We start from the raw sequence: 14,236 nt of genomic DNA on the forward strand, positions 1-14,236 counted from the left end.
GTTTTAAACTCTCACAAAAGAGCCTTTTTTGATGAATTTACCTACGAGATTATCGAGTTTGATAAACTTAGTTGAATCATATTGTGGGGTGTCAAAGTTACAAGCAATACTGCTGTAATCCAGTGTGGCAGTGCCACTAATATCATTGTAAATACCGCCACCTTCACCAGATTCGTAACCGTGATCTCCAAATTCGAGTTCAATCCCGAAAGCTCTATTGTGTTTGATAGTGCTGTTGCTCACTGTTAAAGTGCCAGTATTATAGATGCCACCGCCAAGGTGTGCCTGATTGTCGTCAATGCTACTATATTTGATGGCTATAGTACTTTGAGTGTGTAAAAAGGTTTCATTATAAATGCCACCTCCATGCTCCCCTGCGAAATTGCCACTGATGCTGCTATAACTCACGGTTAAAGTGCCATAATTGAAGATACCGCCTCCAGTCCCCAGTGGTACCGAGTTGCCACTGATGCTGCTATAACTCAGGGTCAAAGTGCCATTATTAAAAATACCGCCGCCTGCTCCACCTGGTGTTAGTTTGTTATTACTGATGGTGCTATGATCTATAGTGGCATTGCCATCGCCATTACGGATACCGCCACCTAAGGCCGATGCTTCGTTGTCACTGATGTTACTGTAGTTCACTGTGAGACTAATATTGCTACTGCTATTGCCACTCAATGTAGAACCGCTATCAATGCCGCCGCCAAAGTCTCCGTCGTTACCAGCGATCAAACTATAGTTCACGGTTGTTTGACCACCGTTGTTGATACCGCCGCCAAACAGTGCTGTGTTGCCACTGATGGTACTGTGGTTCACGGTTAGGCTGCCAGTGTTGTAAATACCGCCGCCAAAAAAGTCTCCGTCGTTACCAGTGATAGAACTGTAGTTCACGCCCAGGCTGCCAGTGTTGTAAATGCCCCCGCCTTTGGCATTATCCCCATTTACATCGTTGCCATTGATGGTACTGTAGTTCACGGTCAGACTGCCAGTGTTGTAAATACCGCCACCGTTGTCTGCTGTGTTGCCACTGATGATGCTATTGTTTAAGGTAAAAACGCCTTCATTGGAGATAGCACCGCCCCCTGCTGTGCCATTATAACTATTGGTAATAGTCAGACCGTTGATTGCAGATGTTATACCACTGGCAATGTCAAAAACACGCGATGCGCTATTATCCTTAATAGTTAGTAAGTTCGCATTTGTGCCTTGAATGGTCAGGTCGTCTGTGATATTCAGACTGCTACCAGTCAAACTAATGGTATGAGCGAGTCCATCATTAAAGAGTCCACCAAAATTGATGATATCTTTTCCTGTCAAGGCATTAGCATCTAGAATTTCCTGGCGCAGTGAACCTGCACCACTATTGTTAGTATTAGTAACGGTAAATGTAGCCATTAATAGTACTCCGGGTTGTTCTTGAGATGTATAAAAATTGCACTCAAGCTTCGTCTTCATAGTACTACGATTTTTGAACATTTATTTTACTCTTGGCAGAGTATTCAGGGATCAGTTTTCTCAAAAAAACATGAACAATTACACTGTTGTTAGTAGCAGTCAGATGTATATATAAATTAATCATTGGCGGTATCTGCTGAGTTATAGGAAAATTCAACTCGATTTTAGGTTTTTCTAAATTTGATAAATTGTTGTTAAGACTGGTAAGTTATGAATCTGTCTGAACACTTGACGATTGCACTTATAGAAAGAACTTTGCGATCTACTGAGTATACTTTTAGTTACAAATCTTCTGAAATCTGAATGTCAAAAATATGATAGTGAAAGATTGATACAGCCATAGCATACTCAAAAACTAAAATCAGCCTAGTTGTTAGATAAGGCACCCCACTAATGAGAAAAGAAGCAGAAACTTTTGTTAAGCCTGGAAAGACGACTCAGCAAAGAATTGTCTGTTTCTCTGATCACTTAGAAACTTGGCAAAGTTTGGCAGCTACTAAATGCAGTCAGCACAGTTTCAGCTTTCGGTGCGGCTTGCTAATTCTACCTGCGGTCTGGATTGTAACTGCAAATGGACTGAAAGCTAGAGCTAATATTTTTACACCGGACTCGGTTCAAAATAGCAGTCAGTCAGAGTTACAAATAGTACAGTCAACAGAACCTACTCCAGCAACTAACCCCCAATCAGAAACACCACAACGGATTCGGGTTCGGAAAATTCAGGTTGTAGGTAGCACAGTTTTTCAGGAAAATGATTTTAATCCAGTGGTGAAACCGTTTGAAGAACGGGACTTAACTTTAGAAGAAATCAGACAAGCCGCCGATGCCGTTACCCAGCTTTACCTAAATAAAGGCTATATAAATTCCAGAGCAATTCCAGATACTCAACAATCTAGTACCGCAAATGGTGTTGTGGTAATTCAAGTGTTGGAAGGGCGTTTGACAGAGATTGACATCCAAGGGACGCGACGATTAAACCCATCTTATATTCGTAGTCGCATCCAACTAGGTGCTGGTATTCCTCTAAATACTGGTAAGCTGGAAGAACAACTAAAATTGTTGCGACTCGATCCCTTATTTACCAATGTGGAAGCGAGTTTGCGTCCAACGGGTAAGGTTGGTCAAAGTATTCTCGTTGTCAGAGTTGAAGAGGCAAAAGCTTTAATTGGTAGTTTGGGTGTAGATAATTATTCGCCTCCTAGTATTGGGGCGGAGAGATTGGGCGTTGAATTGCGATCGCGCAATTTAACCGGTATGGGAGATGAATTAGCTGGCTCTTATTACCATACACTCTCTGGTGGTTCCGATGTCTTTGATTTTAGTTATCAGGTTCCTGTGAACGCCATGAACGGCAAAGTGCAGATTCGAGCCGCATTTAATCGCAACGAAATTACTGAGCCACCCTTTGATGCCTTTGACATTCGGGCAAACCAGGATCTTTATGAAATCAATTATCGTCAACCATTGGTGCGATCGCCCAGAGAAGAATTTGCCTTATCTTTAGGATTTACCTATCAAGATGGTCAAACCTTCCTGTTTGATAACCTCGCAACCCCCTTTGGCATTGGGCCTGATGCCAATGGCGTTAGCCGCACCAGTGTAATTAAATTTGCTCAAGATTATATCAGGCGCGAACCAAAAGGAGCTTGGTTTTTGCGATCGCAATTTAATTTTGGCGTTGATATATTAAACGCAACTATCAACAATGACCCCATACCCGATGGTCGCTTTTTCAGTTGGCTAGGTCAAGTACAGCGCGTCCAGCAACTCAGTAACGATCATTTATTGCTCGTCCAAGCAGACTTGCAGCTGACACCAGATAGCCTTTTACCTTCCCAGCAATTTGTGATTGGCGGCGGACAATCGGTAAGGGGATATCGCCAAAATATCCGTTCTGGGGATAATGGATTTCGGGTAGCGATCGAAGATCGGTTTACAGTCCCAGCGTAATGAATCTGGATTATCGACAATTCAACTTGCGCCATTTGTGGATATGGGAGCCGTCTGGAATCAGTCTGATAACCCCAATCCGCTACCCAATCAAACTTTTTTAGTGGGCGCAGGCTTAGGATTAATCTGGAATCAGGCAATGGGAATTGATAATCTCTTTTTGCGCCTCGATTATGGATTTCCATTTATCGATCTGAGCGATCGTGGTAATAACGCTCAGGATGATGGTTTTTATTTTAGCCTTCGCTATCAACCCTAGCTAAAGACTATGGTAATCATAACTAATTCTGCGGGCATCATATTATTTGAACCGTATTTGAGGAAGTCGAGTTTAATCAGCAAAATGCTCTAAAATGCTATTTCACTTACTCCTTTTGGTAGATGACGCACTGATTTCAGTATTTTCCACAGTTAATTACCTGTTCTTCTGCTTTATCCTAATATTGAACTAAAAAATTAACTTCTTTCTTCAGAAATTTGAATTTTATCCTGTGTATATACACAAAGGGAGAAGTTTTAGTTTATAAATTTAAGAAGGAAAGAATTATAAAAGAAAAGTTATGACACAATCTAACTCGCAAGACAAAAACAGCTTTCTTTATCCTCGTAGTCGGTATTATGGTAAATTTCAGCCAGAGAATTTGGTGTTTAATGCTAACCTCCAAGAATTCTCTCAAAAAATTAGTTACATCACTTGCCTAGAGACAGGGGGGAAATTGTCTCAGGAAGAGGCTTACCAGCAGATTAAGTCTCTTTGGAAAGAGTTGAAACATAGCAAAAAACAATTGTCTATTGGCGGAAATCAAGAAATTTAAACTAATAAGAAGGAGGCATTGGTAATTTTTTTAAATCTAGTGCAAAAAGACTATTGCAAAAATACTTGAGCCGCCCAGAAATTGATTTTAGGGCGGTTTTTTGGCTTTTGCAAGAAGTATCTTTTTCGTCATGTTAATTCTACTTATTACAGGTAATACCAGTTCTGTTATGTCATGTTAATTTTAGTTGTTACAGGTGATACCAATTTTGTATAAAGATGCGCCAAATTATATAAACAACGAACCAGCATAGACGCAAAGCCAATACGGTTTAGTTAAGGTTTTTTGATGAAAATTCTAGATCGCTGTACACACAAGTACTTTCGTCCGCTATGCACTCTTGGGGAAAAGGGTAAAGGTTAAAGGGGAAAGGGACTTTTGCAGTACCTTTTCCCCTTCCCTTTTATCCCCTTCTTGAGACCCCACCCTCCCCTTATCCCCAGAGGGGACCCCACCTTCCCCTTTTCCCGACAAATGCCAAGAAGTCCGGCGATTCATCGTGTCTGTGTTTACAAAAGTATCTCTTAAAGAATCCGAAAAGCAACAACTTTATTTTGTAGCTTATGATGTACCTACAAAAGCGAGATTTAGCGATCGCCATAAAGTTTTTCAACAGGAGTTAAGCTATGACGCGGCGACTGACTCAAGAGCAATTATCACAAATAGTTACAGAAGTAGAAAGTCTGCAATTGCGTCGGGATGCGGAACTAGACCAACAGCAGGTTAAAGAAATTTTACAGGAGTTGAATTTACCGCCAGAGTTATTAGATGAAGCGCTGATTGAGTTAAATCGCCGCCAAGCACTGGAAGTACAGCAACGCCGGAATCGATGGATTACCTCTGGAGTGGTGGCAATTGTAGTAATTGTCATTGCATTTACAATATTTTTCATGCAGCAGCAAAGTTCTACACTTTCCCGTGTTTCCACCCAACAAGACCGCATCACTTTGACACAAGATAATGGCGGCGACTTAAAGACAATTTCTCGCCAAACCAATCCAGAAGTGTTGTATCGTGTCACCTTAAAGGATGCACCTTTGGGTAAAAAGCTGGCTCTCTCTTGTAATTGGATTGACCCAAGCGGTCAAATTGTCAAGCAAAACAACTATCAAACCCGCGAGATTAATACGTCTGTCTGGGATACCCAGTGTCGCTACACCATTAACCAGGCTACAACTGTTGGCAATTGGAAAGTGCAAATGTTCCTAGAAGGTCGGCAGATTAGCGATGCAACCTTTGAAGTTAAATAGTCTAGATGGGTATCCCGCATCAGTTTCTTGGCTATTGGGGTTACGGCGCTCAACAAAAGTTGGAAGCGCTGTTAACTAGTGTTTTGGAAAACCTCTCTCCAAACCTCTCCCTTACAAGGGAAGAGGCTTTGAACTTTCCCCCTTCCCTTGCAGGGAAGGGGGTTAGGGGATTAGGTCAGAAAAATTATCCTTTTCCCATCTGGAATGTTGTTCATATAGGACTGGATGGCAATTCCCCACCGCAACAAAATCAAATTGCTGCCATCTCCGCATCAGGATTATTTAGTTCACCCGATGCTTGGGTAATCCAAGAAAACAACTGCCTAATTTTGGGAAGAGAACCTTTCGGAAGAGTTCCTTTGTATTGGACTGTGCAAGAACAAATAATTTGGTTTGCATCCCAACTGCAATTACTTTTACCGATTTTGCCACAATCAGAAGTTAGCATTCCTGGGTTATATGGCTATAGCTGTTTTTCTTACGTTCCCACACCCTTAACTCCTATTAAAGAAGTGTTTGCAGTGACGGCTGGGACGGAATTAGTTTGGCAGAGCGATCGCCAATCAGGTAAGCTGCGATCGCCTGAATCTAAAAAAATCCACTCGTGGCGGGAAGCGCCAAAACAGTTAACAGATGAAGCTACAGCAATTACCCAATTGCAAACTCTCCTGAAAAACTCCATTGAGCGACAAATTGCCGATTTAAAGGATGAGCCTGTCGGGGTGTTTCTCTCTGGCGGACTCGATTCTTCAGTAGTGGCGGCGCTGCTAGTACAAGCAGGGGTGAAAGTTTGCGCCTACACTTTAGATTTTGGTAACGCAGGTATTCCAGAATATCCATACTCTGAACAAGTCGCCCAATTTCTCAAAATTCCACTTGTTAAAGTTGCAGTAACCCCCAGTTCCATCAAGAATGCCTTAATTCCGACTGTGCAAGCATTAGATTTGCCCTTTGGAGATGGCGTGTGTGTGCCGTTATATCTCCTATCTCAAAAAGCGAGTCAGGAAACTCAGGTAATTTTTAACGGCGAAGGTGGAGATCAATTGTTTGCTGGTTGGACGAACAAACCTTTAATTGCCGCAGGTGTTTATCAAGCAGAAAATCCCGCCGGACAGGAAACTTTTATCCAGCAATATCTCCGCACCTTTCACCGTCTTGGGGGATACGAATCTCAAGTTTATCAGCCGGAGGTTTATGCACATATCCAAAATTTGCATCCTGAAGATTGGCTATTGGCGGCTTTAGATCGCAATGAGTGTCCATCTTTGCTGCATCGCCTCCGCCGTGCCAGTTTAATGCTCAAAGGAGCGCAGAATATCCATCCCCGTGCGACTGCATTGGGGTTTGCTCATGGGTTGTGGGTGCGATCGCCTTTTTGCGATTTACCTCTAGCTGAGTGGACATTCCGCCTCTCTGGAGAACTCTGCTTACAGGGAGCTTGTGAAAAATATATCCTCAAACGGGCTGTAGAAAATTGGCTTCCACCCGAAATTGTCTGGCGACAAAAACGGGGTATGGGGGTTCCCTTAACTTCTTGGTGTTTAAATGATTTTTGGCATCAATTGGGCATTTGGCTAAATCCAGAAAGACTTCGCGCCAACAATCACTTTTATCCTCACATTGCGGCACAAATCGTTGAAGGCAATTTAGGAGCAGCTATTCAAGGACGACGGATTGGTGAGACTCTCTGGTTACTAATTATGTGGCAACTTTGGCGATCGCACGTTTTAAATGAAGAAATAACTAAACAGTCTTGGGATCATCCTTTTTGGTTACATCGTTGGCTATGGAGAAAATACAAAATAATTCGTAATTCGTAATTCGTAATTCGTAGTTTACTTTATTAGTATTTTTGGTAAATGGTATCAAATAATTTAACTCAAAATTGTCTTAATCCCCTATGCTCTAGGGAACTTGCTCAGGAGTTACTGAATAACTACGGTTCTCCGCTTTATGTTTATAATGGCGATCGCTTGCGCGAAACTATTGAGCGAATTAGCAAAGCAGTCGGTTATCCTCGCACGCAATTTCGCTTTGCTAGTGTTACTAATGGCAATATTGCCTTGTTAAAAATTTTTCGTTCCTTTGGATGGGGACTTCACGCCAATACACCAGGAGATATTTATTTAGGATTGCAAGCTGGTTTCGATCCTAGCGAGATTGTTTATAGCGGCAGTAATTTGAATTGCGCTGAGATGATACAAGTCTTGAATTGGGGAGTTACAACACTCAATCTCGATAGCCTTGCTCAGTTGCAATTGTGCTGCAAAGTTTTGCCCAAACACAAAGAAAAATCGATTCGGCTAGGTTTACGTCTCAATTTGCCAGAAATTACCGGAGATAGCCGCATTGGTGTACGTCCAGAGGAATTTGGTGATGCGATCGCTTTAACTAGTAAGGTGGGATTAAAGCTGAGTGGTTTACACTTCTATCGAGGAACGGGAACTAACGCCACAGCAGCTTTTACCCAAGTAATTGATACGCTAATCGCCACAGCCCAAAAGTTACCTGATTGGGAATATTTAGATTTTGGTGGTGGCTTTGGCTATCCATATCATCACAACAAAACAGCCTTTGATTGGGAAATATTTGGAACTGAGTTAACCGAGAGAATTACTCGTTTAGGACGGAAAATTGATTTGGTGATTGAACCGGGACGAAGTGCGATCGCAGGATGTGCAACAATGCTTGCTCAAGTTGTTTCGGTAAAATGGCAAGGAAAAAAACAGATTGTTGGAGTTGATACCACCGTTGCCAATCTTTCAGTACCCTCAGTACACGGCGGCTATCGAGAAATTATCACTTGGAAACTTCCCTACTCTTGTACAGACGCGATTAATCGCGTCTCTACTCCCCATTCCCTATTCACAACTGATATTTGTGGTAATACAACATATTCACGAGATTATCTGGGGAAAAATTGCCAACTCCCAGTTTTAGAAATTGGCGATATCGTTGCCATTTTAGATGTCGGTGCTTATGGTTATGCCATGTCGTCTCACTTTTTACACCGTCCCAAACCTGCTGAAGTCTTGCTAGAAAATGGCACACATCGGCTGATTCGTCGGCGCGAAGATTACAGTGTTTTATTAACAAATCAGGTGTTAGATAATTAACATCAAATAACCATTATGAAGTGTATTAACTGCGGAACTGATAATAGACTAAAAGACCGGACAGCTAATCAAGGTCGGTGTATAAAATGCAATCATCTCTTTGCCTTTGAACCGACTAGTATGAGTAATGTTCAGATTACCGATCCTTTTTTTGCAAAGGCGATCGCTGACATTTCTGCAAATAACACCTTATTTTTTACACCCAAGCAACTGCTTTATTTTCTAGATAATCGTCTAAGAAAAAATCCCAAATCAATTTCACAACTTGGCTGGCTTTCTCCTTTTTTGGCTATCAACTTTATTACATCATTAACTATTTTTATTCCATTAATAGTAAATTTGGCATTTATTATTTTCTTCTATGAAAGTAGTAAATCAACTAAACTCAATCTTGTAAGTCGCAAACAGAATGCGAGGAATTTACAAATTATAGGAGGAATTATCCTTGTCGTAGGAATTTTACTAACTCTCGTCTCCAACTCATTCCGCCTCTTTGTTATTTTTGTTGTTATGGGAATGCTGCCCATATATTTAGGAACTCGACAGCTAGGGCGAATTGAATTATTAACACAAGACTTTTTAATTTATGAATCTCAAGTTAAAGATTGGCTAAATCGCTGGCAGCAAATAAATGGTTCGATTCTCAAAATTCTTCCTTCACCAAAGCAGGAAAATACACCAGCCACGATTAATTCTGAAGTAACCGCTTATAGTTTTGATAGATTAGTCGTTTGTGATACTACTAGTATTGCTCAACTATTAATTGCTAATAATTTTCACTTTGAAAACAACTGTGCAATTCTCAGCATTACTGGATATCCCCAAAGCATTTTTGACACCACAATGCAAATGCTGCGGCGCAATCCCGATTTGAAAGTCTATGCAATACATGATTGTAATCCCCAAGGAATTGGTTTAGTTCATAATTTGAGAACCAATGCTAATTGGTTTCTAAATAGCGAGATTACGATTATTGATATTGGACTAACGCCACGTCAAATTATCGCTACTAAACGCGGAATGTTCATTCAATCCTCTCCAGAGTCGGCACAAGCAGCTAAACAATTGCCTGAAGAAATACGTCAAAGTTTATCTGCTGAAGAATTAACATGGTTAGAATCTGGAAAGTTTGTGGAATTGGAATCTTTCACTCCCCAAAGAATAATTAAAGTTCTGCAAAAGGGTATTGCTGGCAGTCAAAATTTAGAAAGTGATGACAGTAGCTTACTTTTAGTAGGCGATACAGGAAATGATATGTACGTTGTGCAAAGTTTTGGTTAGTATTCTCATTTCAGTTGTAGGGGTAATTCATGACTTGCCCCTACATGAATAAAGCGCAGTTTCACATAAAATTTGTTTAATTGATTTACAGATTAGATTTATTCAATTTGTTGGTTTAACCAAGCTTCTAAATCAGAAATAGCTGAAAAGTCTAACAAAGCCTCTCCTAATGCCTCCAATTGTTCAATAGATAATCCTTGAACTCGCTCAATATTAGATGAATCAATCTCACCGAAACGGCGATTTAGTAGACGTATAATTAAACGTTGTTCCCCTTGTTGTACAGCTTGCTCTCGGTCTTGTTGATAAAGTGGTTTTAATCGCATAATTAACTCCCGATCGTCTTCTTCTGAATTTTGATTAACTTACAAGTTTTGCTGCAAGTTATAAAGTAATTCTAGCGTTGCTCTGCGAAATGGATGATTTGATGATAGTGCTTCTAATTCATCTATTGCTTGTTTTTGTACTGTTCCTCGACCGAGAATTCTTAACCACAGAGTTTCTTGGATGCGCGGTAACTGGTGAATTGCAACGATCGCAGTCCGCAAATATTCTGCGATAAAATGTACTTCAGGTAGCCAGTCTACCTTTTGAGTAGCACCGAATCCTGATAGCAGCGTTGTAGATGCTGTTGGGGTGAGTATCCATAATTTAGGAAGTTCTAATTCTGGAATGGAAGTTTTATTGCGATTTGCTTGACGTTGTAATCCACCCCTTACTTCTAATAATTTTAACAGACAATCACAAATTTCTTCTTTTGATGCAGCGTTACGGAAGGGTTCAAAAATGGCTGCTGTAGCGGCAAATCTTCCTAATAATCCTAGTGTTTCTAAATTCGTGCTTTGTTTGGTTAAAGGAGAAAATAAAACATCGATTTCTCGAACTTCTCCTGCCACACGGCTAGAACCTTGGACTTCTCCATAAGGTTTTAGTAATTCTTCCAAATAATCTTTTGCAAATTGGTCATGGATAAATCTAGTCATTCAATCAAAAAAGATTTAGGCAATAGTAAAGCATGGTACTTATATTACCGCCAACTGAGAAGTAAGAATATCTCTAATATGCATACATAATTTGTAATTTATCTCAAACTTCTTTCCATAAGCATTTGAGGTTCGACATTCTTAACGTTAGCGATCGCTTCTAACTGAGAAATCCCAGCGATCGCATCAACAATCTTACCTGATTTAGCACGCAACCAAGCGGTATGAGGCGCATAAGAAAGGCTTTGTGCAACTTCATAACCCGCTCGATTAATTACCTCGTGCTGCGACTCCACATCAACGCCTTCAGCAAAGCGGATAAAAACCAGTCCAGTTGGTACTGCTAAGGAAGCATTGGATTCTAGTGTATAAACCGGACTCAATGTACCCTGTTCTGATTGATTGGGTTCGCCTGAAAAAACTGCGATCGCACCCTCGTTAAGTCGTAAAATTGCCCCTATTACCAAAGTGCCGGGTTGATTATAGTGTACTGCATAGTAGCCAGGTTTACGAATGTAGGATACAGCAGTGGGTAGGCTTACATCGCCACTAACGCGAATTTGTTCAGGATACTCAGAAAAGTAGTCTTTTTGAAATCTCACTTCACCAATCAGGGGTAGAGAGTACACCTGTAGAAAATACTCAACCGGAAAATAAAACATCTTTCTCAAGTTCTAATGATGTTATAGCGTTTTTCAGTGGTATGGAATACATTCTTTTCATCGTGATTCACAGTTAGTTATACGCTCCTACTGATAGTGAAGATTCTTAAAACAATCTGATTTTGAATCCCCTCTTTTCTGGAAAGACGAATTGAAGGTTTCTATGAACTTAGATAGATTAAATTCTGTATCGTAATACACATATAACACATGAAATCAGAAGCATCCATAAAGTAAACGTAAGTCTACAATACGTGCAGCAAGCTTTAAAAATAAGGCATAATACGGTTTTCCAATTCTCTTATGAGTGCTGAGTAGGGAATCCTAACTTTTTTACTCACGACTGGGAATTGTTATGCCCAATGCCCAATGCCCAATTCCCAATTCCCAATGCCCAATACTTCGACTACGCTCAGTACAAGTGCCCAATGCCCAATGCCCAATGCCCAATTCCCAATTCCCAATGCCCAATACTTCGACTACGCTCAGTACAAGTGCCCAATGCCCAATGCCCAATGCCCAATTTTCAAAACATTTTAGGAGATTAAACAATGGTTCAGGTTCGCTATGGTGGACAGAACGGACAACAGTATGAATTTGCTATCAGTAACGAACACGTTGTAGTGCGTACCGAAAGCCGCAGCACAATTGTTGGTGCAAGATCCTTTGAAGTCGCACCTGTGTCACCTACAGCTCGTAGCATCCTCAATCAATTTGAGTTAAAAACACGGTTTCGGCAAGCGGGTGTAGAAATTTTGCAAGCGAAAGTTCCGAACCAGGGTGTTGCTTTGCGCGATCGCGCTCGTGAAATCCTTAACAATGAGTCCGAAGTCCAATTTGCCGGACGTGTCTTAATCGATCCAGTATCCCAACAACCTGTAGTTTATACTGAAAACCTTTTTGTTAAATTTGATAGTGAAGAAGAGTTAAGAGTCTGCCAAGAGGTTTTAAGACGTTACAACTTAACAATTAAACGCCAACTTGAATATGCACGAAATGCTTATTTTGTCAGTGCCCCTACAAATACTGGTATAGCCGTCTTTGACATCGCCGAGAGACTTTTAAATGAGGAATCAGTTGAACTGTGCCATCCCGAACTAGCGCGTGAGTCACGCCAACGTCAGGTTTTTCCGCAGCAGTGGCATTTAAAGCAAACAACAATTAATGGTAAAACAATTAATGCCCATGCCAACGTTGAAGCAGCTTGGAAGTTGAGCAATGGCACGGGGACAATTATTGCAATTATCGACGATGGTGTGGATCTCGACCATGAAGAGTTCCGCTCCTCTGCCAAGATTGTTGCCCCGCGTGATGTCACACGTAAAACGAACAATCCCAGACCGGGAAATGATAATAACCACGGTACATCTTGTGCGGGAGTAGCCTGTGCAAACGGTAACTTTGGGGCATCTGGTGTAGCACCGGGAGCAAAACTCATGCCGATTCGTCTAGCTTCAGCGTTGGGGTCACAAGATGAAGCAGATGCTTTTATTTGGGCAGCTCAAAATGGTGCTGATGTTATTTCTTGCAGCTGGGGCCCAGCAGACGGTACTTGGTTTGAGCCAGACGATCCCGCACACAACCAAAAAGTACCTTTGCCTGATTCCACACGACTTGCTATAGACTTTGCAATCAATAAAGGACGCAACGGCAAGGGCTGTGTAATTTTATTCGCAGCTGGCAATGGTAACGAAAGCGTCGATAATGACGGCTACGCCAGCAACCCAAAGGTGATTGCGGTGGCAGCTTGTAACGACTACGGCACAAGAAGCGCTTACAGTGACTTCGGTCAGGCGGTTTGGTGTGCCTTCCCCAGCAACAATGGTGATATTTCTCAAACCACTGGAATTTGGACAACCGATCGCTCTGGTGTACTTGGTTATAATTCGGGTAATCGAAATCTGGGTGAGGCCGCAGGCAACTATACGAACGAATTTGGCGGCACTTCCAGTTCTTGTCCAGGTGCAGCAGGTGTAGCCGCCTTGATTCTTGCTAGAAACCCAAATCTGCGTTGGGATGAAGTGCGAGACATTATAAAACGCTCCTGCGATCGCATCGATCAAGCTGGAGGTAAATATGATGCCAATGGTCGCAGCCCCTTCTACGGTTACGGTCGAATCAATGCTCTGAAAGCTGTAGAATTGGCCAAGCCACCGCAAACATCACCCATCAGCAGGTTCCAAGCAGCGCAAGATGTGCCAATTAACGATCTCCAAACATCAACATTATCGGTGGCGATCGCTAATACCACCCTGCTGAAATCCATCAAAGTTAATGTAGACATCGAGCATACTTATATTGGGGATCTTGTAGTTACTCTTCTTCCCCCAGTGCAAATAGGCATACTTCCTATAAATCTGCACGATCGCCAGGGTGGAGCTACAGATAATATTAAAACAACTTATGACGAAGTAAACACCCCTAAACTTGCTGCTTTTAAAGGTAAAAGTCCCCAAGGAACCTGGACTCTGGAAGTTGCAGATAAAGCTGAAGGAGATACAGGAAAAATTCGCAGCTTAACCATTGAAATGGGATTTTAAATAGGTTTAGCACAGCTGTGTATTGGTGTCAACTTATGTTAAATAAACGTGAGTTCGATGAACCTCTCCCTCCCAACCTCCCTCTCCTAAAAGGCGAACGCGAGTGCCTCTTTCTAAGGAGAAGGAGGAGTAACGAGTAATATCATGTCCGGCTAATCACTTATGATTACCGTATCTGTGC

General features: G+C 41.6%; 11 protein-coding genes and 1 pseudogene. 8 read left to right on the forward strand and 4 right to left on the reverse strand.

The genetic code is table 11. From position 1 onward, the window contains the following. Positions 1-3 precede the first annotated feature (3 nt). Complete coding sequence (locus NSTCB13_RS23495) at positions 4-1,398, reverse strand: right-handed parallel beta-helix repeat-containing protein (RefSeq protein WP_448273990.1); 1,395 nt, start codon at positions 1,396-1,398, stop codon at positions 4-6. Positions 1,399-1,851: 453 nt separating this feature from the next. Here NSTCB13_RS23495 and NSTCB13_RS23500 point away from each other — a divergent pair, with 453 nt between their 5' ends. The 7 genes from NSTCB13_RS23500 (at position 1,852) to NSTCB13_RS23530 (ending at position 9,870) form a co-directional block, all read left to right on the forward strand. Next, positions 1,852-3,408, forward strand: coding sequence for a ShlB/FhaC/HecB family hemolysin secretion/activation protein (locus NSTCB13_RS23500; protein WP_448273991.1), 1,557 nt, complete (start codon positions 1,852-1,854; stop codon positions 3,406-3,408). A gap of 43 nt (positions 3,409-3,451) precedes the next feature. Beyond that, entirely contained in the window at positions 3,452-3,667 is a 216-nt protein-coding gene (locus NSTCB13_RS23505; RefSeq protein ID WP_448274210.1) for a hypothetical protein, read from the forward strand. A gap of 301 nt (positions 3,668-3,968) precedes the next feature. Then, positions 3,969-4,223, forward strand: a complete 255-nt coding sequence (locus tag NSTCB13_RS23510) for a DUF7219 family protein (RefSeq protein ID WP_448267994.1) — start codon at positions 3,969-3,971, stop codon at positions 4,221-4,223. A 626-nt stretch (positions 4,224-4,849) separates the two neighbouring features. Next, positions 4,850-5,473, forward strand: a complete 624-nt coding sequence (locus NSTCB13_RS23515) for a DUF3859 domain-containing protein (RefSeq protein ID WP_448273992.1) — start codon at positions 4,850-4,852, stop codon at positions 5,471-5,473. 5 nt (positions 5,474-5,478) lie between these two features. Further along, positions 5,479-7,293: an asparagine synthetase B family protein gene (locus tag NSTCB13_RS23520; protein ID WP_448273993.1), complete on the forward strand. Its 1,815-nt coding sequence runs from the start codon at positions 5,479-5,481 to the stop codon at positions 7,291-7,293. Between the two features lie 39 nt (positions 7,294-7,332). After that, on the forward strand, positions 7,333-8,589 hold the full coding sequence (locus NSTCB13_RS23525) for a diaminopimelate decarboxylase family protein (RefSeq protein ID WP_448273994.1): 1,257 nt from the start codon (positions 7,333-7,335) through the stop codon (positions 8,587-8,589). A 15-nt stretch (positions 8,590-8,604) separates the two neighbouring features. Continuing rightward, complete coding sequence (locus NSTCB13_RS23530) at positions 8,605-9,870, forward strand: hypothetical protein (RefSeq protein WP_448273995.1); 1,266 nt, start codon at positions 8,605-8,607, stop codon at positions 9,868-9,870. Between the two features lie 98 nt (positions 9,871-9,968). Here NSTCB13_RS23530 and NSTCB13_RS23535 read toward each other — a convergent pair. From NSTCB13_RS23535 to NSTCB13_RS23545, 3 genes and pseudogenes are all read right to left on the reverse strand, one after another. Next, positions 9,969-10,853 (reverse strand): annotated as a pseudogene (locus tag NSTCB13_RS23535) (DUF4351 domain-containing protein). A gap of 98 nt (positions 10,854-10,951) precedes the next feature. Then, positions 10,952-11,482 carry a hypothetical protein gene (locus tag NSTCB13_RS23540; protein WP_448273996.1) on the reverse strand — a complete coding sequence of 177 codons (531 nt, stop codon included), beginning with the start codon at positions 11,480-11,482 and terminating at the stop codon, positions 10,952-10,954. 366 nt (positions 11,483-11,848) lie between these two features. Further along, positions 11,849-12,067 (reverse strand): hypothetical protein, encoded by a 219-nt coding sequence (locus NSTCB13_RS23545; protein ID WP_448273997.1) that lies wholly within the window; start codon positions 12,065-12,067, stop codon positions 11,849-11,851. Here NSTCB13_RS23545 and NSTCB13_RS23550 point away from each other — a divergent pair. Then, complete coding sequence (locus tag NSTCB13_RS23550) at positions 12,067-14,055, forward strand: S8 family serine peptidase (protein ID WP_448273998.1); 1,989 nt, start codon at positions 12,067-12,069, stop codon at positions 14,053-14,055. The genes NSTCB13_RS23545 and NSTCB13_RS23550 overlap by 1 nt on opposite strands. The last annotated feature ends 181 nt before the right edge of the window (positions 14,056-14,236 follow it).

It is taken from the genome of Nostoc sp. DSM 114160 (genome assembly GCF_053470305.1).

Coding starts and splice junctions, on each gene's coding strand:
- NSTCB13_RS23495 (WP_448273990.1), bottom strand. CDS start 1,398: ATGGCTACATTTACCGTTACTAATACTAACAATAGTGGTGCAGGTTCA.
- NSTCB13_RS23500 (WP_448273991.1), top strand. CDS start 1,852: ATGAGAAAAGAAGCAGAAACTTTTGTTAAGCCTGGAAAGACGACTCAG.
- NSTCB13_RS23505 (WP_448274210.1), top strand. CDS start 3,452: ATGGGAGCCGTCTGGAATCAGTCTGATAACCCCAATCCGCTACCCAAT.
- NSTCB13_RS23510 (WP_448267994.1), top strand. CDS start 3,969: ATGACACAATCTAACTCGCAAGACAAAAACAGCTTTCTTTATCCTCGT.
- NSTCB13_RS23515 (WP_448273992.1), top strand. CDS start 4,850: ATGACGCGGCGACTGACTCAAGAGCAATTATCACAAATAGTTACAGAA.
- NSTCB13_RS23520 (WP_448273993.1), top strand. CDS start 5,479: ATGGGTATCCCGCATCAGTTTCTTGGCTATTGGGGTTACGGCGCTCAA.
- NSTCB13_RS23525 (WP_448273994.1), top strand. CDS start 7,333: ATGGTATCAAATAATTTAACTCAAAATTGTCTTAATCCCCTATGCTCT.
- NSTCB13_RS23530 (WP_448273995.1), top strand. CDS start 8,605: ATGAAGTGTATTAACTGCGGAACTGATAATAGACTAAAAGACCGGACA.
- NSTCB13_RS23550 (WP_448273998.1), top strand. CDS start 12,067: ATGGTTCAGGTTCGCTATGGTGGACAGAACGGACAACAGTATGAATTT.